The following is a 26,380-nucleotide window of genomic DNA, read 5'->3' on the forward strand; positions in this document are numbered from 1 at the left end:
TTTAGTTATCTAGGAGAGAAGGAAGAATGTTTATACAGTCAGCTTTTTAGCCATCCTTATCTTATGTTTAATTAGGTGGATTCACTTAGCGCCGCACTTTACCTGTAAAACCAGTTGCTTTAAATTGCTTGAGTTCTAAAGGAGTTGGTTGATTGGCAGCAACAGAGATACGGATTTCAAAATCGCTAACTCCTGGGGGAACTTCTTCAATAGAACCTATTCTAGTACGGTTTTGCATGACGGAATTACCTTGAGCATCGTAGATGCGGCCGAAAATGTCGGCATCAAATACTGTTTTGCCAGAGGTGTTTGAGGCTTTGCCTGTTACTAGAAAGCAGTTAGCGGCCATGCTAGAACCGCTGGTGACTGTTCCTTCTGCCATTTCTGGGGGACAGTCGTGATAAGAAATGTCGGATAGCTTAATTTGTGTCAACGCTAAAGCGGGGGGAACCCACAGCCAAGTTAAAATTCCTATTAGGCAAGAAATGACAACATTAGTAAAAGTTTTAAAGCGCATAATTTTTATCTGTTTTGATAATTCTACAGTATAGCAGAAGGAAGAAGGAAGAAGGAAGAAGGAAGAAGGAAGAAGGAAGATTGGGAGAGGGGGAAATTTTTTCCCCAATTAGCAATTAGCAATTAGCAATTAGCAATTAGCAATTAGCAATTAGCAATTAGCAATTAGTAATTAGCATTTAACAATGTCATTTCAATGTATCTTTAAGGACTGTTCGAGCTGCTAATTGATTGCGAGTAGAAGTCAAAATTTCCGCCTCGCGTTCGAGTCTAGCTGCGGTATCTTGCATTTCTAATAAACCTTGTTGCTCTGTTGCTACGCCGTAAAGATTGCTAGCAACCCAGTGGGATAATTCAGTAGGTAGACTAGGAATATCTTCTGGTAATTCAATAGCTTGATCCATCAATTTGCCAGATAGTCGAACTACATCCCGTAGCAATTGTTCAACTTCCCTGGCTAGGGGTCTAAGGTCTTTTTCTGGGGGATAATCTTCTATCCATTCGACTAAACCCACTAAATAGGGTTTTTCTCGGACTGCTTCGATCACTCGGAAGCGCTGCTGGCCTAAAGTCATGATTTTCATGCGATCGTCAGGGAGACGCTGACAGTGAATTACTTCAGCGCAGCAACCAACGGCAGCTACTTTGTTTTGGTTGGGGTCCCACATGAGTACCCCAAAACGGCGATCGCTCTCCAGAATCGTATTCATCATAATTCGGTAGCGAAACTCGAAAATTTGCAGTGGGAGTGGTCTACTGGGGAATAGAACCACCTCCGGTAGCGGAAATAGGGGGAGTTCGCGAACTGCTACAGAGGAAGAGGATGCCATTGTCCCTTTAAATAACGATGTTTGCGGTTATTTTCTTAACTTTAACCGATTTGGGCGATCGCGGGGTAGTCAGACTTCGATCCGTTCGCAGTTTACCCAGTTAATTGACAAAGGCACTGAATAAATTCAGAGTTCTCAGCCTTTGTGTTGCAGCTAAAGCGTCGTACTGTAGCTTGATCCGCAACATTGAGCGAACGCGAGCTCTTAGTTCTATACTGTTAATCGGTTTCGACAAAAAATCATCGGCACCAGCTTCAAGAGAGCGAGCTAAATCTTCTTTGGAACTCAGTGCTGTCACCATAATAATCGGAATGTGACACCACCGGTGATTAGATTTAATTAGCTGGCAAGTTTCGATCCCGTCTATCTCTGGCATCATCACATCCAACAACATGACATCGGGTTGAATCTCATCTATACGATTTAAGGCTTCTTTGCCGCTACCTACATAGGTGAAATTATATCCCTCGCGATAGAGCAATCCTTCGATGACTTCAAATATGCTTTCTTCGTCGTCGATCACTAATAAGTTCAGTTTGCGATCGCTATTCAAAGTTTGTTTATCTTGCATATATATACAATACTCCAGAATTAATTTTAGAGGATTAAAGTCTGACATCGATCGAGCTGAAAGGCGATCGCCTCTACAAGCTTTTTCAAGCTTACGGGTTTTGCTAGATACTCATTTACTCCCACTTCTAAACATTTTTCCCTATCTCCAGGCATGGCGAGGGAAGTCAGAGCAATAATTGGCAATTGAACAAATTCTACATCGGCTCGCAGTTGACGGGTTGCTTCTAAACCATCCATTGCTGGCATCTGGATATCCATTAGCACTAAATTCGGTTTTAACTCTCTTGCCATCTGTATTGCTTCTACTCCGTTAAGGGCAGTTGCTACTCGGTAGCCGACAGCTTCCAAATATTCCACTATTGTAGAGATATTTGCCTCATTGTCCTCTGCCAGTAAAATCAAAGGTAATGACTTTGATTCTGACATCATAGCCGTTTTTTCAAGCTGTTGGGGAGCAGGAGCTAACTTGCGTAAAGCCAACTGAAACTGATGCCGGGAAAAAGGTTTGACTAAATACTCATATACACTTGCTGCTGGCGATCGTACAGGTTCGTCAGCCACAGAAACAATCAAAATAGGAATATTCTGGGTACGCGGTTCCGCTTTGAGTTGTGCTAACACATCCCAACCAGAGCGATCTGGTAGTTGCAAATCTAAAATAATCGCATCTGGGTTAATTTGGATCGCTTCTTGTACTATCCCTGTTCCCAAGGAATAAATCGCAGAATTGTTAATACCTAGTTCTGCTAAGTAATGGGCAATTTGTTCGGCAGCAGGCGCAGAATCTTCTACAATCAAAACTTGATTAATATTCAAAGATTTATGAGCGGCAATCGTCATCGGAGCCGCACTTTTTTTAACTTCTTGCTTCCAGGGGAGAGAAACTGTAAAACGGCTGCCGCTACCTAATTCGCTTTCTAGGGAAACGCTACCTCCGTGCAATTCTATCACTTGGCGGACTAAAGCTAATCCTAAACCTGTACCTGCATAGCGGCGAGTAAAAGAACTATCTACTTGCACAAAAGGTTGAAAGAGTTTACCGATGTTTTCTGGCGCAATTCCAATGCCTGTATCAGCGACGATAAACTGCAAAGTTTCATGTTCTAAATCTCCTTTAACTTCTATCCAAACTGCACCGCTTTCTGGGGTAAATTTGACGGCATTGCTGAGTAAATTAATCAGGAGTTGTCGCATCCGCCGTTCATCAATTTTGACTTTACCAATTCTGGGAGGAACGTGAGCGCTGAGTTTAATTTGTTTTTGGTGAGCTTGTTGTCGGACAAAGGCTAGGCTGGCATCGCATAATCCTTGAATGTCAGTATTACTTAAGTGCAATTCCATCTTGCCCGATTCAATTTTTGATAAATCGAGAACATCATTAATCAGTTCTAGCAAATGTTGACCGCTCTGCTCAATAGTTGCTAGTTTTTGGTGTTGTTTGGCAGTTAAAGGGCCGAAAACTTCATCTCGTAAGGCTTCAGAAAGACCAAGAATGGCGGTGAGGGGAGTGCGGAGTTCGTGACTCATATTAGCGAGAAATTCGCTTTTCGATTTGCTAGCAGCAAAGGCAGCTTTTGCCGCTTTTTCCTGGGCAACTTCGGCTTCATGACGAGCCAGACTAATAGCAACAATTTCTCCTACTATTTTTAGAAGACCGATCTCTTCCGAACTCCAATTTCGGGAAGATTTCACGGTATTTAAACCAATGAATCCTACTAAGTTGCCTGATTCCATTAAAGCAACATTAACGGTTGATTGGACGCATTGGCGTTCAAGTGCTGCTTTCTCTGCGTTAGCTTCAGGGGGTAAGTCTGAAAGCCGAGGGATTTTAACTACTTTGGCACTGATTAGCTGTTGATAAAACCAAGTAAAACTCTGGGTTGAAACTGCCTGCAAATCGCCAATCAGTGGTACAATACCTTCAGCACACCACTCATAGGTATTGTTCATTTGATTTTGGCTTTCAGAGTAGCGGATGATGTAACTGCGATCGCTAGCTGTATATTCCCCCATTACTCTTAAGGTAAAATTAATCGCCGTATCGATATCCTGGTCTAGAAAAGTACGAGAAATATTACTAAGTAGGCTATCAATTTTAGCTCGGCGTTGCAGAGTTTCTTCCTGCTGTTTGCGATCGCTGATATCAAATATTGCCCCATCTATCCATAATAAACTCCCGTCTTGGGCAAAACAGCCTTGACCTTTGTCATAAACCCAGCGGATACTACCATTGGCATTAATTACTCTATATTCTAGTACGAAAGGGTGTCTAATTTCCAGAGATTTTTGGATGGTTAATTTAACCATTTCTCGATCTTGAGGATGGACAATACTTGTCCAACTCCGCACTCGATCGTGAATAAATTCGCTCGCTTGATAGCCAACTATTTCCTCAACAGCATCGCTGAAAAATTCCACTCTGACATCAGAGTTAAAAATGCAGCGGTAGATAGCACCGGGAATATTATCTACTAAACTCCTAAATCTTTCTTCACTTTGGCGCAGCGCTGCTTCTACCTGTTTGCGATCGCTAATATCTCGACCCACCCAAGCTACTGTATTTTCTGATGTGGGGGTAATACTGGCAATAAACCAAACTTCGCCCTGGCTTGTTAGTAAACTATACTCAAAGTTAACAATTTGTTGTGTATCTAAAGCCAACCGGATTTGACTCTGAAAAATCTCGGCATTTTCTCCAAAAAATTGTTCTATAGTTTGACCGAGAATGTCGGTATCATCTGGGTAAAATCTAGTAGAATTTGTAGGGGCAACTTTGATACTAAAATCCTCAGCGTCAATCAGTAATACGATGTCATTCATCGCTTCAAAAAACACCCGAATTGCCGCCTCTGAAGAGCGAAGTTTATCTTCTAATAATTGACGATCCCAAATTTCCTTCTCCAGGCGCTCATTTTGCTGTGCCAGTTTTTTTTGCAACTCGCGCAGTCGCAAATGGTTCTTAACTCTGGCAAGAATTTCTTCTATGCGAAAGGGTTTTGTGATATAATCTACGCCTCCCACAGCAAAAGCTTTGAGTTGATCTGCCGCATCGTTCAAAGCACTGATAAAAATAATCGGGATATCGCAAGTATTTTCCGCAGCTTTCAGGTGTTGGCAAACCTCATAGCCATCCATCTCTGGCATCATAATATCCAGCAAAATTAAGTCAGGGGAAAATGACTTCGCTGCCTTGAGAGCCATTGTACCTTTGGATACGCCTCGAACTTTATAGCCTTGTTCTGTCAGCAAATCAGAAAGCAGCCGGAGGTTATCCACCATGTCGTCTACAATCAAGATAGAGGCTGTGACACAATCGTTAGGTAAGCTGTTCATGGTGGCTATTCATTGCTTCATAGAACTTATCTAAACCTATTTGACGAGCACCTCAACTTCGCTATATGTACAAGTTTATAAGACTTTGGTAGGTTATTCAAGGAAAAATCTTTCGTTAGTTCCCCATCATAGAAATACCTCGATCTTTCACCACTGAGGAGCAGAAGCAATCAACTCTACTACTTTTTGCGCCTCCAAAGGTCTAGAAAATAAATATCCTTGGCTGAAGTGGCAGTTTAAATTTCTGAGTTGGTCTAGTTGTTGAGTCGTTTCTATGCCTTCAGCGATTACGTTCATTCCCATTGTCCTGGCAATACACATAATTGCTGGAACCAGTCCTAAATTTTCTGAATTACCGTCTAAGCGTTGCACAAAGGATTTGTCAACTTTCAGAGTATTGACAGGAAATGAGTTGAGATAACTCAGAGAAGAATATCCCATGCCAAAATCATCGAGGCTTAACTGAATTTGCCTTGCTCTTAATTGTTGGATAATGAGTGCAGCCGATTGGGTGTTTTCTATGATGGCACTTTCAGTAATTTCGAGTTTTAAGCACTGAGGGTTAAGTTGTGTTTCGGCGAGAATTGCATCAATTTGCTCAATTAAGTCTGCTTGGGCAAATTGGTGTGCTGAAAAATTGACGCTGACGCTGAAGGACTCTCCGGCAATTCCTGCTATTTGCCATAGGCGTAACTGACGACAAGATTCTCCTAATACCCAATTGCCAATCGGAGTAATTAAACCTGTTTCTTCTGCTATGGGAATGAAGTCTGCTGGATAAATTAAACCTCTGGTGGGATGCTGCCAACGCAGCAGTGCTTCTACTCCCGCAATTTTTCCAGTTTTAAGGTCAATAATTGGTTGGTAGTGTACGCAAAATTCTTTTTTGATGATGGCTTTTCGCAGGTCTGTTTCTAACTGTAAAAATTGGGAAGCTTTCTCGCGCATAGTGCTATCAAAAATTTGATAGCGGGCTTTTCCCTTTTCTTTGGCGCGGTTTAAGGCGCTATCGGCATCTCGCAGGATATGTTCTGGCTGACTATATTCTCTGCTGCCTGAAGCAATGCCAATGCTGGCGCTGACAAATACTTCATATCCTTGCAAGTGAAAGGGAAAAGTAAGTTTTTTTATGATTTCGCTAGCAACTTTTGTGGCAGTGCTGATATCTTGTCTATCGGGGAGTAAAATAGCGAATTCGTCATCTCCTAACCGTGCAAAAATGTCATCGGGACTTAAATCAGCTTCTAAGCGGCGGGCAACGGCGGTTAGCAGTTCGTCTCCGATGTGATAGCCGAGAGAATTATTGATGATTTTAAAGCGATCGCAGTCGAGAGATAGCACGAAAAATCGATAGTCTGAATCTATTTTTGCACGATTTATAGCTGTTTCTAGAGACTCAATAAATGATGCTCGGTTTGGCAAGTTGGTGAGCCGATCGCGCAATGCCATTTTTAGTTTGGCATTGGCAACTTCTAGCTGGATTTGATATTCTTTTGCTTCTTGTTTAAATTCAGCATTCATTTGCATAATTTCCTCTCTTGCTGCCTTCAAATTTAGTTGTTTTTCAATTTTTATCAGGATTTCATCTAAACTGAAGGGTTTATTAATATAATCACAACATCCAAATTTAAATGCTTTTACTCTTTCTTCATTTTCAGTCAAAAAACTCAAGAATATCACAGGTATTTGTGCTGTTTTTGGATTTGACTTCAATCGCTGACAAACCTCATATCCATCCATGTGTGGCATGATAGCATCTAATAAGATTAAATCGGGAATTACTACTTCTGCGGCTCTTAATGCTGCTTGTCCGCTAATAGCTTTGCGAACGTTGTAACCCTGCTGTATTAGTAATGAAGAAAGTAAGCGCAAGTTGGCTGGCGAGTCATCAACGATCAGGATTTCTACCGATTTGAGGTAATTTTTATTCTCGTTCATGGCTGCTTATGCCTTCTGCGTAGATGATTTCACTGTTCACTAATTTGGTCAGTTCATTTGTTATGACCGCTAGATCGATAACTATATTTTTGAATGGCACAAAGAATTTTGGGGAGAAGATAGTGATTTTAAGGAGAAGTTAAGGGAAATGGGGGGAGGGGGGGAGGGGGAGAGGGGTACAGGGGGAGAGAGACAGAGGGGGGATGATTAAATTAACTTCAGGACTTATCCCAATTCTTTAAATGCTAACTACATATAAAATCTCATATTATACGATCGTGCAAAATTTAAATAGTGATTATCTGTAGTTCTAGTTTCAAGAATTGAGATTATACGCGATCGCAGTACGATCGCCCTCTGTGTGGTAAAGTCACCGCCTTTCTGGGCGGTGTAACGTGAATCCTGCGTAAGTTCTATAGCAACCTTCTTGGCAGCTAAGACGTTCTGAGTTTCACTAAACTCGCTAATTCTATTCCCATCTTCCCCCTCTTCCCTAGCCCCTAGCCCCTAGCCCCTTCTTCCCTAGCCCCCAAGGCTTTCAACGTCGCCTTTTGAGCTTCTGTCAGTCCCGTAACTCCGGTAATATTCATCCCTTCATAAATCCTTTCGGGCCTCAGCGTATCCAAGCATTCTCCCGTTTCCACATCCCAAACCTTTACAGTTTCATCATTGCTACCACTGGCGAGAGTTTTACTGTTTTTGGCGAAGGCCACAGACCAAAGGTTGCTACCGTGACTCTCTAATACCTTGACGCATTGACCCGTAAGGCTGTCCCAAATTCTTACTGTTTGGTCAGCGCTAGTGCTTGCGAGTAGTTTACCGTCAGGACTAGAGGCGATCGACCACACTAAACTCTTATGTCCTTCTAAGGTTTGCTGGCATTCCCCAGTTTCGATATCCCAAACTTTGATGGTGGTATCTTCGCTAGCGCTGGCTAGGGTTTTCCCATCGCGATCGAAGGTGACTGACCAAATTAAACCTTGATGTCCGAACAGGGTTTTTAGACATTCACCAGTGTTGATATCCCAAAGTCGAATTGTTTGGTCGGCGCTGCTACTGGCCAAAAACTTGCCATTGGGGTCAAAGGTTACGGATAAAACCCAACTTTCATGGTCTGAGAGAATTTTTAGAGTGCGGCTGGTGTTGATATCCCACAGCCGAATTGTGCGATCGCTACTTCCGCTAGCTAAAATCCTACCATCGGGACTAAAGGCTACTGACCAAACGCAACCTGTATGTCCCAAAAGGGGCGTTTTTACCCGACCAGTATTTACTTCCCAAAGCCAAATTGTTTTGTCTTCCCCTGCGCTAGCTAGGGTTTCGCCGTTGGGACTAAATGCTACGCTGCGAACTGATTTCTGGTGGCGGTGGAGGGTTTTGAGACATTGGTGGGTTTCTATGTCCCACAGAGTTACTGTTCCGCTTGCGCCGCCACAGGCGATCGCTAGGCTGGCATTAGGGATCGCGCCTGGTGCTAAATTCTGGCTAATGGCAACCGACCAAACTGAATTTGTATAACTTTGGATAGTGTGAAACTCAGCGACATCATCTTTTTCACCTACTTGCCATAAACGCAAGCTTTGCTTGTCGCTGGCGGCAATAATTTGCCCATCGGTACTGAACGCTACTGACCAAACTTGACTGCTAAATCCTGAGAGAGTTTGCCAACATTCTCCAGTTTCAATATGCCAAAATTTGATAACTTTGCCATCACCTCCGATGAAGGTTTGACCATCGGGACTAAAGACGATAGACCAAACAAAAGTTAGGTTGTTGGCAATGGTGTGACGACATTCTCCAGTTTTGACATCCCAGAGTTTGATGGTTTGAGTGTCGCAGGTGGCAAGGATATCGCCATCAGGACTAAAGGCGATCGCGGAAATTTGACTATCGCTACCTTGGAGAATTTGGTGACACTCAAATGTATCAACTCGCCAAATTCTGATAGTTCGATCGTTACTACCTGTGGCGAAGGTTTTGCCGTCGGGGTTGAAGGCAATGGCATTGATGCTATCGGTGTGTCCCTCTAGAGTTTTGATGCAGTTTCCGTTGATATCCCAGAGTTTGATCGTGCGATCGCTACTACAACTAGCCAACAATTGACCGTCTGGGTTAAATGCGATCGCCCATACCCAATCTCCATGACCTTGCAAAGTTTGGCGCAATTCTCCATTTGGCAGGGCCCACAGTCGAATTGTCCAGTCAAAGCTACCGGAAGCCAAGGTTTCGCCATCGGGGGAAAAGCTTAAAGACCAAACTGCACCGGTATGGCCTAGCGATCGAAACAACAGTTTCCCATCTTCAACTTGCCACAAACGCACCTCTCCATCTGCGTGTCCCGTCGCAATCTTTCCTCCATCTGGACTGAAAGCAACGCTGTAAATATTAGCAAAAGTTTCGCTAAAAACTGACTTCCCTAAATTTGCTTTTTCAAAGTTAACTCGGCGCAAATTCACCCCTTGCAGGTAAGCTTGCCAAATCGTCAAGCCAGAAAAATCAATCGCACTTAAATCCGCTTGTAAATTCACAAGTAAATTGAGTAAATTACCAGCGGTATAGCCGGGAGTTGATAAAGAATCAGAATGCAAATAGGAAAGAATAATTGTCAGAGCAGAAATCAAATTTTCCCGCGTGCCAAAACTCGTTAATAATTCGTCAATTATCGGCTGGAGAATCGAATTCACTTGGGAAGAACGGATAAACTCTTGAGATTCAGCTTTGATTAAAGCATGATGCTTAAACAAGTTAAGATTGCAGAGTTTTCCTGACTCAGCAACGGCACGAATTTCTGTACAAACTTGCTCAGAGAAGCGGTTGCTTACATATTCCATCACCGCAGGTTGTAAAGTCAAAAGTTGACCCGATCTAGCTGTCTGAGTTTCGATTAGAGAACGCCAACCGATAAATTCTAAAGTTTCTAAAAGTCTTCCCACCGATACCAGGGGGACAATATCAGCGCGAAGTTTGGCAAAATTCACAGGTTCTCGGTTAATTGCTAACCAGTAAAGAATTTGCTGTTCTAAAGGAGACAAACGTTCAAACTGCTGTTCTAAAAGACTGCGAATGCCGTTAAAAACTGTCGTACCTTGAGTCAGAAATTCGGCAATATTACCGACAAATAATTCCTGAATAGAAGTAGCGACAATTTTTAAGGCTAATGGATTTCCCTGATATAATTCAGTCAATATGCTGACTTGAATCGTGTTACTCTGTACGCCTTTAGCTATAAAAATTTTTTCGGCTTCCGAGTCGGATAAACCTTTTAAATGCCAAGAGCGAACTGGCAAAGATTCGCCTTCTATAGAAGCAATGCCCTGGGGTTTTTCTCGACTGGTTAATACTAGGCAACTTTGGTGAGAAATTTCTGCTATCTGTCTAAATAATTCGCCATAATCTTGATAGCCTTCGCGATATCTCCCGGCTGGAGAACCTGATTTTAAAAGTGTTTCTAAATTATCAATAATTAGCAAGCAACGCTGTTCGCGCAGATAATGGCATAGCCGGGAAATTTGACCGCTAATTGTTTTGGGTAAATTTGCTGCTGTTTCTTGCTGTTGAGAAAGGAATTGGATGATTTGGGGGAGGAGTTCTTCTAAAGGTGGAGCATTATGGAGCGAGCGCCAGATTAAAAAGTCAAAATGATCTTGAAGTTTTTCTCCTAATTTTACTGAGAGTGCTGTTTTGCCAATCCCTCCCATTCCTAATAGCATCACTAATCGGCAATTATCATTTTTTATCCACTGTATAAGGCTTTCTAGTTCTGATTCTCTACCATAAAATAGGGAAACATCAATTGCTTCTCCCCAATCATCTTGGCATTGTCTACTGTTACCATCACCCACAAAAGCAACTACCTCTTCAATTCCCGGCTGCGTGTAATCCTGTGCTGCCATTTCAATCCCTAACACCTGGAAAACGAGGCGTAGAGAACTTTCATCTGTGCCGCTTGTCCCTCGCAAAATTTTTCTGACTGTCGTTAAATGCAAACCTTGAGCGCTAATTAATTGCGACTGTTCCGAAATTTTTGAGGGGTTATAGGTGACACCAGTTTTAGCCTCTAATTCGCTAATCCGGTTTTGTAGCTTCTTCGCTCCCGCAGGAGTGAGAATATAACCGCGATGGCGCTTAGATTTAGAAGTTTGTGTTGATTTCACAGCTCTTAGTAGATGTTAGATTTGGGATAGCCAAATTTTCCCCGCTTCCTGATACAACCTTTGTGAGATTCGCTCAATTTTTGGATTTCTTTACTTTGTAGCCAAAGTTTGAAACTCTGACAAAACTACATCCCAAAATATTGTTGGAGTAAAACTATGATTATAGGACTAATGCTTCGAGTTTGCGCGTGCCTGCAATTGTTCTGTGCTTGGCTCGCAATCACACAATTGCGTAGATAAATGCGTAAGTCCTAGAGTATGAATAGAAATAGGTGCTGGTATTTGTTGCACTCACGTAAGAGTATGACTATGAATGCGTTTAAGTACATTATATGACGAGTTTTTTTGATTCCCAACCCTATAGTCAAAAATCAAATTATTTGGGAAATAAACTGGAGTAGACTGACTGAAGACTACCCCAGTGCTGCCACGGAATTCTAATTCTGTATCTAAAATATCATTATTATGGCTAAAAGCTGAGTTTTAACCAAACTTTACAAACCTTAATATCTTAGGTATTACCTCAGAGCTTCGCAAAACTTCTAATTTTGTGAGGACGGGCGCAGATATTGTTTGTAAAGGCGTAGTCTCAGAGGTAACTTTACTGCCGAGACTGCGACCTACAAAGCGATCTCCGTTAGTCCTAATTATGAATGATGTGACAAAGCTGAGCTAAAGTTAAATAGTAATCTTTATCAATTCCTAATAAAGCTGAGCAGGAAACTAAAAATGAGTCAGTATATCCTGGCTATTCTCACCGCGATTATCATCGGCTACGCTGTAAATTCGTCTGTGAGAGTGATCAGCGGAGGTGAGGAAGGTTTAGTCGAACGTTTGGGCCAATACAAGCGAACAATCAAATCTGGACTCAATTTTATCATTCCGTTGATAGAAAAGGTCGTTTACGTAGATACAACGCGGGAACGGGTTTTAGATGTAGAACCTCAACCGACTATTACTAAAGATAATGTAGCTCTAGAAGTAGATGCCGTACTATATTGGCGGATTTTGACTTTGAGGAAAGCTTATTATGAAGTCCAAGATATTGAGGCGGCAATTGGGAATATGGTTTTAACTACCCTTCGCTCTGAAATTGGGCAATGGGAAATGAAGCAGACTCTTTCTCGAACTGATATCATTAGTAAAAACTTGCTAAGTAAATTGGATCAGGCTACGGCGAATTGGGGTGTAAAGATTATCCGCGTTGAAATTCAAAGTATTACTCCTCCTAAAGTTGTCCGGGAATCGATGGAGTTGGAACGGGCTGCGGAGAGCGAAAAACAAGCTATGATTACTAAAGCTGAGGGTAAAGCGGCATCTATTGAACGTCTTGCTACAGCTTTAAATTTAGAGCCGAATAGTGAAGAGTTTAGAAAATTTTTGATTGCTCAAACGTATGTAGAAGCCAATAGCAAATTGAGTGAAAGTGCCAATTCAAAAATAATTTTTATGGACCCCAAAGCGTTATCAGAGGCTATTAGTGGGTTGATGGGAGAGTCAGAGAATAATACTTAAAAATAAGAAGAAGGAAGAAGGAAGAAGGAAGAAGGATTTACTTACTTAAATAATCATCTTTAAGGAGGGCGATGCCTACGGCTGGCGTAGCTGCGGCGCTTTTTTAATTTTTACCTTCTAAATATAGCATCAGCAACTTGACAAACGTCGCGCATTTCTTTAACGTCATGAACTCTGAGAATATCAGCGCCACGCGCGATCGCACTTGTACAAGCCGCCGCTGTCCCCCAGATTCTCTGTTGAGGGTCAGGTTGGTTTAAAATATGACCGATAAAGCTTTTGCGAGATACACCAACTAAAATCGGACAACCTAAATACTGAAACGTTGGTAACTCCCGTAATATTTTTAAGTTTTGGTTATAACTCTTGGCAAAACCAATTCCAGGGTCTATAATGATATTAAGTTTATTAATTCCGGCGGCAATTGCTGCTGCAACTCGACCCTCTAAAAACTGATAAATTTCCCCAATTAAATCTTGATAATCTATTAATTGTTGCATTGTCTGCGGCGTACCTCGAATGTGCATTAATATAATTGGAACTCCCAATTTTGCAGCCGTTGGCAACATTTCTAAGTCAAAAGTAGCAGCGGAAATATCATTAATTATATCAGCGCCGGCCTCGATCGCAGCTTTGGCAACAGCGGCGCGTGTTGTATCAACAGAAATCGGCACTGTAGCGCAAATATTTTCCCTAGAGCGCAAGATTTCTACTAAGGGAATAACTCGATTTAGTTCTTCTTCTAGGGTAATTTCAGAAGCCCCCGGCCGAGTTGATTGGCCGCCAATGTCGATAATATCAACACCATTTTCTACCATTTTCTGAGCTTGTGCTGTGGCAGATTCTAGGGTGTTAAATTGACCGCCATCGCTAAAACTATCAGGGGTGACATTCAGCACTCCCATGATATAAGTGCGTTTATACCACTCAAAAGATTTACTTCTAATTGTCAATTTTGGGTTAGTCATTAGTTATAAAAAGAAGGGGCGCGGAAGAAGGGGCTACGATGCTCCGATGCTCAGGGCTAGGGTAAGAAGGGGAAAAGAGGGGCTAGGATGCTACGATGCTCTAGGGAATAAGGGAAAGAAGGGAATAGCATTTGATGGTCTTTGAGGGCGATCGCGTAATCGTTAGCGATCGTTATACTTGCTACAATCAGCTCTTCGGGGGGCGCGAAAATCTGGGACTTGGGGCCAGGTTTCTCTGGGACAGGCGGTCATTGTTTTGACTGTGGTTTGTAAGGATGTGTTTTGGCGATCGCCATTAAGCCCCCTCCGCAGTGCGATCGCATCCTCGATCGCATTACCCTAACCTTTCTCTAGAGACAATGAATTAGCCCTGCCCCATCTCCCCCTCTCCCCCGCTCCCCAACTCAGCCAGGAGATATTTACCCCGTCTATGCCAGCGAGCGATCGCTTTCCCCTGCAACCCTGCTAAAAAATCCCTAGCAAAAAATGGGCTGGCGATCGTGTTCTCTAGCAACACATCGCCACCCAATATTTCTAAACCCAGGGTCAGTTGATTTAGACCCCGGCAAATGGTTTCAACTTCAGGCAGTTCTGGCACAACTTAACGCTGTTCAGTTCCTTGGTTGGGTGCCCCTTCGACACTGGTGGGAACTTCAGCTCCCGGAGCGCTTTTATCTGTAGTTTTTGGCTGCTGGGGTGCGCCGCCACTCCCTGTCTTGCGAGTACCGGGTTCGATGGTGGTTTGCTTGCCACCGGAAGCTGCCGTCGATTTTCCCTTAGCCTTGGGCCCTGAAACTTCGACCACTTCGCCTGTTGCGAAGTTGTTGGTATTGACACCGGCATAATTTACGGTGTTAAAGCGAACGATAACGGGGTATTTAATGCCACTTTGGTCTATAGAGGCAACAGTACCTAGTTCCTGAAACCAGTAGGACTCTTTGCGAAGAATACGAACTTGAGAACCACGTTGAACCATGAGCTTTTTTTCCTTATGTAACGAATAAACGGATAAAGCTATTTGTTTTTCATTTTAGGATTGCGCGGTTCACTTTCAAACGGACGCTGCGGCGTTTGTATATATAAGTTTACATTTGAGAGTCATGACTGGTGGCTGGGTACAATGCCTTCGGCTGACTTCGCCTACGCCACTTGTCAGCAGTCCCAAGTCGGACTCAGCCTCTAGAGCCGCGATCGGGCTTAAAACATTGCGATCGACAGCCTATATGACTTTATGTATTACTTTTTTTGACCCAGATTCGGCATCCTCAAGCGATCGCCCTCCCAAAAAAAGAGCGATCGCCATCAAATTACTTAGTTGCCAACAAATCGGCCGCCAACCGCTTAAACGCCAACCTTTCATTCTCGATATCGACAAAAATCGTATCGCCATCGCTGAAATCTCCCCGCAAAATGCTCTTCGCAATTTGCGTTTCCAACTCGCGCTGAATTGCTCGTTTTAAAGGACGCGCACCGTAAACAGGATCGTAACCTACTTCTGCCAAGAAATCGAGAGCAGAATCAGACAATTTGATCGACATCTTGCGATCTGCTAACCGTTTATCTAAACGACCAATTTGCAACTTCACAATCTGCCGCAATTCCTGCTTACTCAATCCCTGAAAAATGATCGTCTCATCAATCCGGTTGAGAAATTCTGGGCGGAAAGTACCGCGCATCGCCTCCATCACCCGACTACGCATTTCTTCATCATCTCCTCCCACATCTAAAATGTATTGAGAGCCAACATTAGAGGTCATAATAATCACAGCATTCTTAAAGTCTACCGTGTGACCTTGCGCGTCAGTAACGCGGCCATCATCCAGAATTTGCAGCATGATATTAAACACATCCGGGTGAGCTTTTTCGATTTCATCGAATAGAATCACCGCGTAAGGACGGCGGCGGATTGCCTCAGTTAATTGTCCACCTTCATCATAGCCAACATAGCCCGGAGGCGCACCAATCAACCGAGAAACCGCGTGTTTCTCCATGTACTCAGACATATCAATTCGCACCATTGCATCTTCGGTATCGAACAGATAAGCTGCCAAAGCTTTCGCTAATTCTGTCTTACCAACACCCGTCGGGCCGAGGAAAATAAAACTAGCAACAGGACGATTCGGATCGGCTAAACCGGCGCGCGATCGCTGAATTGCATCTGCAACAGCAGTCACCGCTTCATCTTGTCCGATTACCCGCTTGTGCAGTTCATCTTCCAAGTGCAAAAGTTTCTGCATTTCCGACTCTACCAACTTGCTGATCGGAATTCCCGTCCACTTAGAAATAATCTCCGCAATGTCGGATTCCGTAACTTCTTCCCGCAGCAAAGTTTGACCCGTAGTTTGAGTCGCCGTCAGTTTAGTTTCTGCCTCTTCTAATTGCTTTTGCAACTCAGTTAAAGTGCCATATTTCAACTCAGCAGCACGGTTAAGATTATATTCTCGTTCTGCTTGCTGAATTTCAATATTTACCTTATCAATCTGTTCTTTGATCTTCTGAATATTGCCTAGAACGCCTTTTTCAGCTTGCCATTGTCCATTCAGCGCACTTTGTTGTTCTTTAAAATTAGCTAGGTCTTTTTCTAGCCTTTCTAAGCGTTCGATCGAAGCGGGAGCACTTTCTTTTTGCAATGACAGTCTCTCCATTTCTAGCTGCAAAATCTTACGATCGATTTCGTCTAGTTCTTCCGGCTTAGAAGTAATCTCCATTTTCAATTTAGCGGCTGCTTCATCCACTAAGTCAATGGCTTTATCTGGCAGAAAGCGATCGCTAATATATCGAGTAGATAAAGTGGCTGCTGCTACTAAAGCACTGTCGGAAATTTTCACGCCATGATGTACTTCATAACGCTCCTTCAAACCCCGCAGAATCGAAATAGTATCTTCCACTGTAGGTTGATCTACGTAAACCTGTTGGAAGCGACGCTCTAAAGCAGCATCTTTTTCAATATACTTGCGGTATTCATCCAGCGTAGTTGCACCGATACAGCGCAATTCACCTCTCGCTAACATCGGTTTCAGCAAGTTGCCAGCATCCATCGCCCCTTGAGTTGCACCTGCACCGACAACGGTATGAATTTCATCAATAAATAGAATAATTAAACCCTTGGAATCGGTGACTTCTTTGAGTACAGCTTTTAAGCGTTCTTCAAATTCTCCTCTGAATTTGGCACCAGCAATTAAAGCCCCCATATCTAAAGCAATTAATCGCCGATCTTTAAGAGATTGAGGCACATCTCCGGCAATAATTCGCTGAGCCAAGCCTTCTGCGATCGCAGTTTTACCTACCCCTGGTTCGCCAATTAAAACGGGATTATTTTTCGTGCGGCGGCTCAAAATCTGAATCGTGCGACGAATCTCGTCATCTCTACCAATCACCGGATCGAGTTTACCTTCCCGCGCAAATTCAGTTAAGTCTCTGCCATATTTTTCCAAGGATTCATATTTAACTTCTGGATTTTGATCGGTCACTTTTTGGTTCCCCCGGACTTGGGCAATTATTTCTTTTAGCTTGGCTTCATCTAGTTTAAATTCTTGAAATAAACTTTTGCCAAAGCGGTCATCTTGAGGATAAGCTAGCACCAAATGCTCAATCGAAATGAATTCATCTTCATACTCTTTTCGATGGGCTTCAGCTCGGTCTAGTAAAGTGTCCAAGCTGCGGCCGAGATAGACAGAAGCTCCACTTCCCGATATTTTAGGCTGGCGGTTAATGAATTCTTCAGTCCGATCTTGTAGCTGGCGCACGTTAATACCAGCTTTAGTGAAGAGGCTGTTAGCTAATCCGTCTTGTTCTAGCAAAGCTTTCATTAAGTGTTCGCTTTCGAGCTGCTGTTGTTGGCTTTGCTTAACAATATCTGGGGTGCGGGCGATCGCTTCCCAGGCTTTTTCTGTAAATTGATTTGGGTTACTCGGCTGCATTTTTCGCTACCTCGCCTTGATATTACTTTATAATTTTAAAATTATTGTAGACAGCCACTAGCGATCGCCTAGATCGGTGTTCACCCCTGACTATTGGCGTATATCCGTCCTTCTCACATACTTACCCGTTCCGGGAGGCGAACCGTAAAAGTCGAACCGCGTTCCACTTCACTTTCTACTGCGATCTCGCCGCCTAAAATTTGGCACAAACGCTGGCTAATTGTCAGCCCTAAACCAGTCCCGCCGTACTTGCGCGTAGTCGATGCGTCTGCTTGAGTAAAAGGTTTAAAAATATGTTGCAACTGCTCCTCAGTCATGCCAATTCCAGTATCGCTCACGCGAAAAATTAAGACTTGAGAGTTAGAATTTAAAGCTGGGGGATATTCCTGTTTATATTTCTTATTTTTACTCTTAAATTTATCATTTTTAATTCTTTCGATGCTAAGAGTAATCACACCTTTTTCTGTGAATTTAGCCGCGTTACTGAGCAAATTAAGTAGTATCTGCCGCACCTTCGGCTGGTCAGCATACATAGTACCAACATCACCGTTAATTTGCATTGCCAAAGTATTACCTTTTTTCTCTACTAGCGGTTGAGCCGTAGTCACAACTTCTTCAATCATATTAGCAATATCAAAATTTTCTAAATAAAGAGTGACATGACCTGCTTCTATCTTAGAAATATCGAGAATATCACTGATCATGTCCAGCAAATGCTTGCCCGCAGTTTGAATTCTTTCCAAATCCGGTAGAAAATCTTCATAACCCTCATCTTGGGCATCTTCTTGCAGCATTTCACTGTAGTTAATAATCGCATTTAAAGGCGTGCGAAGTTCGTGACTCATGTTAGCCAAAAATGCACTTTTAGAGCGGTTCGCTGCTTCGGCAGCAATTTTTGCTTCTTGCAATTCTTCTGTATACTCCCCTACCCGCAAAATTAATTCGTTGAGCGCTATTGCTAACTGCCCAACTTCATCGGAAGTCGTGATCGGTACTTGCAAGTCAAAATTTGATTCTTCACTCACTTGCTGAGCGATTTTTGTGGTAGCTTCCAAGGGACGAGCAATCGCTTTGCTAGTATAGATTGCTAACATCGCTGCGATCGCAGCAGATAATGTTAAACTACTAATAAGAATTATCGTTCCTAGCGTCTCGGCTCGCTCATAAGATTTCAATGCCCGATCTGCCTTAACACGAAAGTTCTTCGCAAGGTTAGCTGACTGTTGCAAAAAGTCATTCAATTTTAAAGTAGATTCGTTGCTAGCAAAACTATTCAAACTCTGCTTAGCGCTTTGCAGTTCTTTGGGTTTTAAATTAGATGATTTTAGCTTTACTAATAACTTCTCTACCTGCTGCGAATAAGCTTTAACTTTCTGTACATATATCTCTGTCAAATCCTTAAACTGATTGTACTCTTTTTGAATCTGTGGATCTGAAGGATCTGGTAAAGACTGAACTTGCTCTAGCAGTTGAGTCATCTCAGCAGCGCGAGACAGAAATTCAGAGCTTTCCTGCACAAAAAGTTGAGGCGTTGCCAGTAAGCTAGGCAGCTCTTTTTTATAAATTCTTAACTCCCAGAGCGTACTACTGAGGCTGGTTAGAATTTCAGCTTTTTCTCTGTCTGTAGCTAATTGTTCCCTAACTTGCTGTTTGTAATATCCTTCAATACCCCTTCCCGTCAAAGTACCGAGAATGGCAATACCAATGACTAGGGCATACCCGCAGCCAATTTTTTGCCTGATACCTAAGCGGTTGAACAGACGGTTTAACCCATTTTGAGCAGGGTTTTGAGGTGAGTTTTGCGAGTTTGAGGTTAAAGGCATCGGCAAGGTACTCATCAACCAGAAAGGTAATATATAGCTAGGATGCTCAGGGCTAGGATGCTCAGGGCTAGGGGAAGAAAGGAAGAAGGGAATATAATCAGCGGGCTTCAGCAATAAGAGAGTGTCTTAAACGCCTTGGCGATTGCTATATATATTGTAAATGATGACAGCGTAACGGTAAAGATAATCTATAATTTAACCTCTGTTCTACATAGCTATGGGGTCTTTGCAAAGTTCCACTTCCGGCTCTGCTTGACTGCTTGCAATTCTACCCTCTTTAACTTAAGATTCTCTCTAGTATCTCTAATATTTTCTGCATAGCTGATTAGTCGATGTGAATTGGCTTGTTTGAGGTTTCATTCTTGAGCTGTTCCCAGTTAGCGGTTAAAAAATCCAGAGCTTTTTTGAAATAAATCTTGCTTTTTGAGCTAAAAATTGTACTGTTTAAATCTACTCGATCGAGTTTTTCTTGTATTTGCAAACGATAGTCGTCATCATGTATCAGCTTTAATATCAAGTAAATATACTCTTCTGAAGTTTGAGCAATTAACTCTGATAAACCAACAGTTTGGAGCATTTGAGAACCAATTCGGTTGTACCATTTGTCTCCCTCCAAGGTGACAGTAGGTTGTCTCAAGTATAAGCTGTCAGCAACAGTATTACAACCGCCAAAATGACAGGCTTCAATACAAATATCTCCCTCTTCCATGAGGGCCATATATTCGCCGTAGGGTTTAGCTGGAATCAGTTCCACACAATCTTTACCTAAGATAGATTCTAAATCTGTAGCGAAGGGGAGGAAATCATTTTTTCTGGTCAATGCACCCCCAGAAAAAAATCTAAAACCAATCTTTTTATCAGACTTTGCTATTATTTCTTTTAAAGAACAGACTAAGTTATAATTTACTTTCTGGGCATACCAAGGACAATTAACGATCAATTCCTGGCGATTTTTCTTGATGTTTTTAATTTGATAGTGAGGTTGATTGTGGATAGCTCCAAATCCTGGTAATAGCACTAATCTCTCTGAATAGTTTGCTTCTGCACCTTGGGGAATTTCTACATCCGCTCCGCTAATATAATAATCTATTTCCGAGCCGAAGGTGCTCACAGAATGACCGAGGCCGCAAATCTGAATGGGAGCAATCCTTAAATTAGATAAAAAAATGCTTTCTACAGTCATACCGATATCGGGATAAAAAACTGCGGCAAAATCATTTTCTCGGATAGCATCTATATTTAAATAACCGTCTTTAGCATAAACATATCTAATTTCTTTGAAGAATCCAATATCGAGATTATTTCTAATCTCGCCCAGATGGACTAAAGTTAATTCATAGTCATTTTTTAAAGACTCAATAAACTCAGAGAGAATGCGGTAGACTGAATGCTGAGAAAACCACAGAGAAGTGATTACAGCTATTTTTTTAGGCTTGGGATTATTGTTAATCTGTGCAGTGGTTGCAAAGGGGCTATTTTTAATAGATTGGTTGATTCTATTTTTGATTTCGCGGTCGCGATCGCCATCTATATAACTGGCTCCAAAGTAGATATCATCTATATTATAAAAATCAGTTAATTTGTCATCTGTATATGTGATGTGTTCCCTAAGATTTTGGTAAGCTTCCTTGTTAATAACCCCAGAGCGGTAACTCTCACAAAAGCAAGAATACCAAAGACAAGCTAATTGAGGATTGGCATTAAACAACGCTTGCTTGTCAAAGTTGACTGTATTTCTAGCTGAGTACAAGCTTAATAACTTAGCAAAATTGCGGGGTTGATCGTTTAAAATTTGTAAGTACGCATCTGTTGTTTTAAAGCTAGAAATGGCTACCAAATTAGAAATCGTGAGATTATGTTTAATAAATAGATTGACGTGGCGATCGCTGAGAATATATTCCGGTTGAGTAAATAAGTACAAAAAGTTTTTGACAAAAACATTGATAAAATAGCGCAAACTAAGATCTAAACTATAGTAAGTTTTATTATGAAAATGTTCTAGAACTCGCAGGAATATTTCTGAAAGCTGGTCATATTCTTGATGGCGATAGAGTTCCAGCAGCTCTCTAGGATTAATTTGGGGATTATTTATAAATTCGGAATAATTCATCATTCTCGTTTTCAAACTAGCGACTACTTTTTTAACCCCCCAATTAAGGGGGGTCAGTAATTCCGAGTTTTATTGACACATTTGAAATTGTGCCAATTCCGCAGGAATCTTAGAAGCATTAGGTACATTAGCACTGCTAGGAGCAAAAATTCCCATCCCAAAGTTACAGCCTTTAGTAGTAGTACATTCCCCCGGTTTTGCCCCGATTTGATATTCGCTTTCAGATGGGGGAGTAAAAGTGATAACCGGGAGGCTATCTACAGTTTCACTGGTAGCGATTACCTGGCCGCTCATATCTTTAAGAGCCAAGTTTAAACCCTTGCAATTTTCATCGCAAGTGCCGACAAAAGTATACTGAATATCAGGATAGAGAGTTGCTCTAAAAGGGGTTTCAACTTGCTGGCGAACTTTCCCTAAGAGTGGCAAAAAGACCAGCTTATTGCCCTTTCCTTTTTGCTGAGCCACCTCATTTTTTAGCCGACAGATAACAGTATTTTGCTCTTTGGTTAGTTGTTGAGCAACGGCAGTTCCTACTACTGTTGCACCGAGTAGAAGAGCGATTCCCGAAAGAACTAGATGTTTGATCTTCATTGATGTTACCTTGATTGCATCGAGTTACCAGGAGCGTACCACATCTTTTGACTGCTATTGCTCTGTGGAGAGAAACTTTTTTAGCTTCTAGTAGTTTAATCATTTGCTGTTGCGTCGAAACTCCCAGGCTGGCACAAACTTGGAATCTCCCCAAAGGCCGCGTCGGCTTTTCTTGGCTTCGGCTTCGGCTTTTTGAACAATATCTGCACTGGGACAGTTTTTCAGATAGGGACGGTAGACCATTGCTAATCCTTCGCGCAGTAAAACTTCCTGAGTAAAGGTGCCATCAGGTAAGCGAACTTCGCTTACTTTGCGACCGTAGCGGTCAGTATCGGTTACAGTTAAAACAACGCGATCGCCTCCTTTTTTAACTAACTGCTGCATTCTTTGCTGTGCTTTTAATCCCCACATAAATTGATTTTTATCGATGGCTTTTGTACTCTGTCTTTCCCTTTGAGAATGGGGAATTTCTGGTGCGTCTACGCAGGCAAAGCGTACTGTTATATCTTTATCTTTAGCACCAATTACGGTAATAGTATCGCCATCACTGACGCGCTTTACGGGATAATTGTTGGGGCCTACAGTTGGTTGGCAGCCCATTAATAAGAAGATGGCGGTAAGTATACTTAAGCCTGCGATTGCTGGGCGATTTCCAATTTTAATTTTGCTCATTTTTATGGTAATTTTTCCTGCTTGTTAATCTGTGGTGATGGCATCTAGCACTTGTTCAATATTACTCTGTAACGCCGCCTTCTAGGCGGTATCTTCACCGCCTAGAAGGCGGCGTTACGGATATATCGCATCCTGACGATTCTTACCGTCCCAAAAAATTAGGGTAATCCCGGAACCCGGAATTACCCTAATTTAAGATTCTAGATGCGATCGCGAATCTAAAATTGATTATGCGATCGCAGCCATCTTGACATCATTATTAGCCAGCAACTCTTGCAACTCGTCAGCGTCCACAGTTTCCTTGTCCACCAAGATATCTGCTAATTTATCAAGGACGTGACGATTACCAACCAACACCTCTTTAGCGCGGCGGTAAGCTTGATCTACCAAAGTGCGGACTTCATCATCGATCGTGGCGGCTGTCTCTTCCGAGAAATCGCGCTCCGCCATGATATCGCGGCCCATGAACATATTCCCTTGCTGACGACCGAGCGCAACTGGGCCGAGGCGATCGCTCATCCCGAACCGAGTCACCATTTGTCTGGCCACACGCGCCACCTGTTGCAAATCATTCGACGCGCCAGTAGTCACTTCTTCCTCGCCGAAGACAATCTCTTCAGCAATCCGACCACCTAAAGCTACCGCCATCTGATTTTGCAAATAAGAGCGGGAATAAAGACCAGAATCCATCCGATCTTCGCTTGGCGTGAACCAAGTCAAACCGCCAGCGCGACCGCGAGGGATAATGCTAATCTTCTGCACTGGGTCATAATCAGGCATCAAAGCACCAACCAAAGCGTGACCAGCTTCGTGATAAGCTACCAGCGTTTTGCGCTTCTCGCTCATTACCCGGTCTTTCTTCTCAGGGCCAGCCAGCACCCGATCGATCGCATCATTAACTTCATCCATCGAGATTTCTGTCAAATTGCGACGAGCAGCCAAAATAGCCGCTTCATTCAGCAAATTAGACAAATCTGCACCCGTGAACCCAGGAGTCCGGCGAGCAATTTTCTCCAAATCCACATCCTTAGACAAAGTTTTGCCGCGAGCGTGGACGTTGAGAATTTCCAAACGGCCCGCGTAATCAGGGCGATCGACCACAACTTGGCGGTCAAAACGACCCGGACGCAGCAGCGCTGAATCGAGCACGTCAGGGCGGTTGGTAGCAGCAATAATAATGATGCCAGTATTGCCCTCAAAGCCATCCATCTCAGTTAATAACTGGTTGAGGGTTTGTTCGCGCTCATCGTTTCCGCCGCCTAAACCAGCACCCCGCTGGCGACCAACGGCATCAATTTCATCGATAAATACGATGCAAGGTGCGTTAGATTTGGCTTGTTCAAATAAGTCGCGGACGCGAGACGCGCCGACACCCACGAACATTTCCACAAATTCAGAACCGGAAATCGAGAAGAAAGGAACGCCAGCTTCACCAGCGACAGCCTTAGCTAGCAAGGTTTTACCAGTTCCGGGAGGGCCGACTAAGAGCACGCCTTTGGGAATTTTTGCGCCAACTGCGGTGAAGCGATCGGCATTTTTCAGGAAGTCCACAACTTCCGATAGTTCTAACTTGGCTTGTTCAATGCCTGCGACATCCCCGAATGTCACCTGGGTTTGCGGTTCCATTTGCACTCTGGCTTTAGATTTACCAAAGTTCATCGCTTGAGAACCAGGGCCGTTTTGGGCTCGCCGCAACAGGAAGAACAATCCCACTAAGAGTAGGATGGGGAAGAATAGGCTGCTCATGGCTTTGAGCCAGAAGCCTTCGTCGTTCGTGGGTAAAACTGAAATGTCCACGCCGTTAGTGGTGAGGATATTGATCAGCTCAGGGTCATTAGGCAAGTTGACCAGTACCTTAGTGCCATCCTGGGAAGTGACTAGGGCTCTAGTCCGGTCAGCATTTATACTTACTTTGTCTACTCTCTTGCTCTGGACTTGCTCAATGAATTCGCTGTACTTCCACAGTTGTCGGCTGGGGGGCTGTTTGTCAAAAAATGCAGTTGCTAAGGCAATGACGACAATAGCTAGCAGCGCGTACAGGCCTGCGTTTCTCCACCGTTTATTCACCGGGGCTTTTCCTCCTATTTTTTTAAGTCACACAGACTTGGGAATTTTTAATTATGTTAATCAATCTTAACGTAATTGTAACTTATTGTCGCTATGGGGAGAGATCGGTAGTGGCGATCGCGCAGCCACAGAGGGGAAACCGAACTAATCATCAGCCCGCAAGTAAGCTGTTATCTTTACAATATCAAATGATTTTTGTCAAGAGTTAGGAGTTGCAGCCACAGGTTTTGCGGTGGGCGGGGGGTGATTTTCGGTTAAGCTAGTAGAAACCAATAAGTAAGTGGCAATGGGAATTATCTACACTACCTTAAAAATTAGAAATCCTTTGACTAACAGCGAGATTGTCGAACTGGAAGCGAAAGTAGATACAGGAGCAACATTATTAGTTTTGCCTGAATCAACTGCTTTACACTTTTACCTATGGTGGAGATAGGGTAGAGCGTTGAATTTGTCAATGCTATTTCCGAGAGGCTTTTAGCCAGTTCCATTTTAAAACAATCCTGTGTTCGCCGAGAAACGTTGTATAAAATAGTATGGACTATTCTGGGAACACTCGAAATCAGTTTTCGTCTGATATTGAGCACTCTATTTAGTACCTTAGCGGCATCAACTAGGATATAGCAGTTTTTAATCTGGGTGGATGTACAAAAACTTGTTTTAGACAAGACAAAATAAATACGCGAACATAATTAAACGTAAAATGCCGATTTCTCTAAAGTTCCCTAGCAATAATCTTTTTTCTTAGCCTTCGCCTTCTAGTTATCCCTAAGCATCCTGAGTTAGATTCTTTCACACCAATCACATTTTACTATGGCGGAAACACTTGGCTCTCTCTGCGACAAATTGACAATTATTAAATTGAAACAGTGGCATTCCGAAGATGAAACTAGACTCCAAAGCCTTGCTGTTCAAGAAAAGCAACTTCAGGAAGAAATTAACGAATTTATTAGCAATGCTGTCTCTGGAGAAATTCCCAGCGAACGCCTAACTTTTGCCTCAAATAAAGTTTATAAAAAAGAAGGCAATTATGTGCCTGATGTACTAGGTAGCATCGGTGAAATCTTCTCACAGCTTGCTCATGTTAACTGTAACTTGTGGCACGAACAAGAAAAGGTATATGAGTTTGAAAAAGTGGAGGCATCAGAAAAAGATAAAGTTGTCAAACAACTTGCCATATTGAACTTAGAACGGAATAAGTGCATAGATGGAATAGACAAAAATTTACAATCACTGGTAGAAAAACTCAGCTATCATCAACAATCAGGACTTACGTAAAACCATCCGTAATGCCGCCATCTTGGTGGTGAGTTTAACGCGCCTGTTGGCGGCGCTACGTCAAGGGTGCGATAAATCTAAACAATAATTTTTTA

21 protein-coding genes are annotated in these 26,380 nt (G+C 42.7%); 6 read left to right on the forward strand and 15 right to left on the reverse strand.

Translation table 11 applies throughout. The features are described 5' to 3' along the window. Positions 1-85: 85 nt before the first annotated feature. The 6 genes from OSCI_RS20185 to OSCI_RS20210 all read right to left on the reverse strand — a co-directional run bounded on the left by OSCI_RS20185 (position 86) and on the right by OSCI_RS20210 (position 11,344). Positions 86-517, reverse strand: coding sequence for a hypothetical protein (locus OSCI_RS20185; RefSeq protein WP_007356973.1), 432 nt, complete (start codon positions 515-517; stop codon positions 86-88). A 187-nt stretch (positions 518-704) separates the two neighbouring features. Continuing rightward, positions 705-1,346 (reverse strand): LON peptidase substrate-binding domain-containing protein, encoded by a 642-nt coding sequence (locus tag OSCI_RS20190; protein WP_007356974.1) that lies wholly within the window; start codon positions 1,344-1,346, stop codon positions 705-707. Between the two features lie 100 nt (positions 1,347-1,446). Next, positions 1,447-1,917 carry a response regulator gene (locus tag OSCI_RS20195; protein ID WP_007356975.1) on the reverse strand — a complete coding sequence of 157 codons (471 nt, stop codon included), beginning with the start codon at positions 1,915-1,917 and terminating at the stop codon, positions 1,447-1,449. A gap of 26 nt (positions 1,918-1,943) precedes the next feature. Beyond that, positions 1,944-5,252 carry a response regulator gene (locus tag OSCI_RS20200; RefSeq protein ID WP_007356976.1) on the reverse strand — a complete coding sequence of 1,103 codons (3,309 nt, stop codon included), beginning with the start codon at positions 5,250-5,252 and terminating at the stop codon, positions 1,944-1,946. 147 nt (positions 5,253-5,399) lie between these two features. Continuing rightward, positions 5,400-7,190 (reverse strand): two-component system response regulator, encoded by a 1,791-nt coding sequence (locus OSCI_RS20205; RefSeq protein WP_007356977.1) that lies wholly within the window; start codon positions 7,188-7,190, stop codon positions 5,400-5,402. Positions 7,191-7,690: 500 nt separating this feature from the next. Then, positions 7,691-11,344: an NB-ARC domain-containing protein gene (locus OSCI_RS20210; RefSeq protein ID WP_007356978.1), complete on the reverse strand. Its 3,654-nt coding sequence runs from the start codon at positions 11,342-11,344 to the stop codon at positions 7,691-7,693. A 729-nt stretch (positions 11,345-12,073) separates the two neighbouring features. Between OSCI_RS20210 and OSCI_RS20215 the strand changes: the two genes are divergently transcribed. Then, positions 12,074-12,859, forward strand: a complete 786-nt coding sequence (locus OSCI_RS20215; RefSeq protein ID WP_007356979.1) for an SPFH domain-containing protein — start codon at positions 12,074-12,076, stop codon at positions 12,857-12,859. A gap of 110 nt (positions 12,860-12,969) precedes the next feature. Here OSCI_RS20215 and folP read toward each other — a convergent pair whose 3' ends face one another. Beyond that, complete coding sequence (gene folP / locus OSCI_RS20220) at positions 12,970-13,827, reverse strand: dihydropteroate synthase (RefSeq protein WP_026103785.1); 858 nt, start codon at positions 13,825-13,827, stop codon at positions 12,970-12,972. 178 nt (positions 13,828-14,005) lie between these two features. Here folP and OSCI_RS30225 point away from each other — a divergent pair, with 178 nt between their 5' ends. Further along, on the forward strand, positions 14,006-14,170 hold the full coding sequence (locus OSCI_RS30225; protein WP_155523410.1) for a hypothetical protein: 165 nt from the start codon (positions 14,006-14,008) through the stop codon (positions 14,168-14,170). Between the two features lie 21 nt (positions 14,171-14,191). On the opposite strand, the gene OSCI_RS20230 is transcribed toward OSCI_RS30225, so the two are convergent. Together OSCI_RS20230 and OSCI_RS20235 are read right to left on the reverse strand one after the other, a co-directional pair. Further along, positions 14,192-14,425, reverse strand: coding sequence for a DNA-formamidopyrimidine glycosylase family protein (locus OSCI_RS20230; RefSeq protein WP_007356981.1), 234 nt, complete (start codon positions 14,423-14,425; stop codon positions 14,192-14,194). A gap of 3 nt (positions 14,426-14,428) precedes the next feature. Continuing rightward, positions 14,429-14,803 (reverse strand): photosystem I reaction center subunit IV, encoded by a 375-nt coding sequence (locus OSCI_RS20235; RefSeq protein WP_007356982.1) that lies wholly within the window; start codon positions 14,801-14,803, stop codon positions 14,429-14,431. Between the two features lie 42 nt (positions 14,804-14,845). Here OSCI_RS20235 and OSCI_RS30230 point away from each other — a divergent pair, with 42 nt between their 5' ends. Continuing rightward, on the forward strand, positions 14,846-15,010 hold the full coding sequence (locus OSCI_RS30230; RefSeq protein WP_155523383.1) for a hypothetical protein: 165 nt from the start codon (positions 14,846-14,848) through the stop codon (positions 15,008-15,010). Between the two features lie 124 nt (positions 15,011-15,134). Here the strand turns inward: OSCI_RS30230 and clpB are convergent, their stop codons facing one another. The 6 genes from clpB to ftsH3 all read right to left on the reverse strand — a co-directional run bounded on the left by clpB (position 15,135) and on the right by ftsH3 (position 25,010). Next, positions 15,135-17,747, reverse strand: a complete 2,613-nt coding sequence (gene clpB, locus OSCI_RS20240; protein WP_007356983.1) for an ATP-dependent chaperone ClpB — start codon at positions 17,745-17,747, stop codon at positions 15,135-15,137. Positions 17,748-17,860: 113 nt separating this feature from the next. Beyond that, on the reverse strand, positions 17,861-19,570 hold the full coding sequence (locus OSCI_RS20245; protein ID WP_019487044.1) for a sensor histidine kinase: 1,710 nt from the start codon (positions 19,568-19,570) through the stop codon (positions 17,861-17,863). A gap of 325 nt (positions 19,571-19,895) precedes the next feature. Next, complete coding sequence (locus OSCI_RS20250) at positions 19,896-21,683, reverse strand: hypothetical protein (RefSeq protein ID WP_007356985.1); 1,788 nt, start codon at positions 21,681-21,683, stop codon at positions 19,896-19,898. A 66-nt stretch (positions 21,684-21,749) separates the two neighbouring features. After that, positions 21,750-22,271, reverse strand: coding sequence for a hypothetical protein (locus OSCI_RS20255; protein ID WP_007356986.1), 522 nt, complete (start codon positions 22,269-22,271; stop codon positions 21,750-21,752). Between the two features lie 99 nt (positions 22,272-22,370). Continuing rightward, complete coding sequence (locus tag OSCI_RS20260) at positions 22,371-22,943, reverse strand: thermonuclease family protein (RefSeq protein ID WP_007356987.1); 573 nt, start codon at positions 22,941-22,943, stop codon at positions 22,371-22,373. 228 nt (positions 22,944-23,171) lie between these two features. Further along, positions 23,172-25,010 carry an ATP-dependent zinc metalloprotease FtsH3 gene (gene ftsH3 / locus OSCI_RS20265; RefSeq protein ID WP_007356988.1) on the reverse strand — a complete coding sequence of 613 codons (1,839 nt, stop codon included), beginning with the start codon at positions 25,008-25,010 and terminating at the stop codon, positions 23,172-23,174. 53 nt (positions 25,011-25,063) lie between these two features. Between ftsH3 and OSCI_RS30235 the strand changes: the two genes are divergently transcribed. The 3 genes from OSCI_RS30235 (at position 25,064) to OSCI_RS20270 (ending at position 26,285) form a co-directional block, all read left to right on the forward strand. After that, on the forward strand, positions 25,064-25,219 hold the full coding sequence (locus tag OSCI_RS30235) for a hypothetical protein (protein ID WP_007356989.1): 156 nt from the start codon (positions 25,064-25,066) through the stop codon (positions 25,217-25,219). Between the two features lie 77 nt (positions 25,220-25,296). Continuing rightward, complete coding sequence (locus OSCI_RS30870) at positions 25,297-25,443, forward strand: hypothetical protein (RefSeq protein WP_007356990.1); 147 nt, start codon at positions 25,297-25,299, stop codon at positions 25,441-25,443. A gap of 377 nt (positions 25,444-25,820) precedes the next feature. Beyond that, on the forward strand, positions 25,821-26,285 hold the full coding sequence (locus tag OSCI_RS20270) for a hypothetical protein (RefSeq protein ID WP_007356991.1): 465 nt from the start codon (positions 25,821-25,823) through the stop codon (positions 26,283-26,285). The last annotated feature ends 95 nt before the right edge of the window (positions 26,286-26,380 follow it).

Source organism: Kamptonema sp. PCC 6506, assembly GCF_000180455.1.
Taxonomy (GTDB): Bacteria; Cyanobacteriota; Cyanobacteriia; order Cyanobacteriales; family Microcoleaceae; genus Kamptonema; species Kamptonema formosum.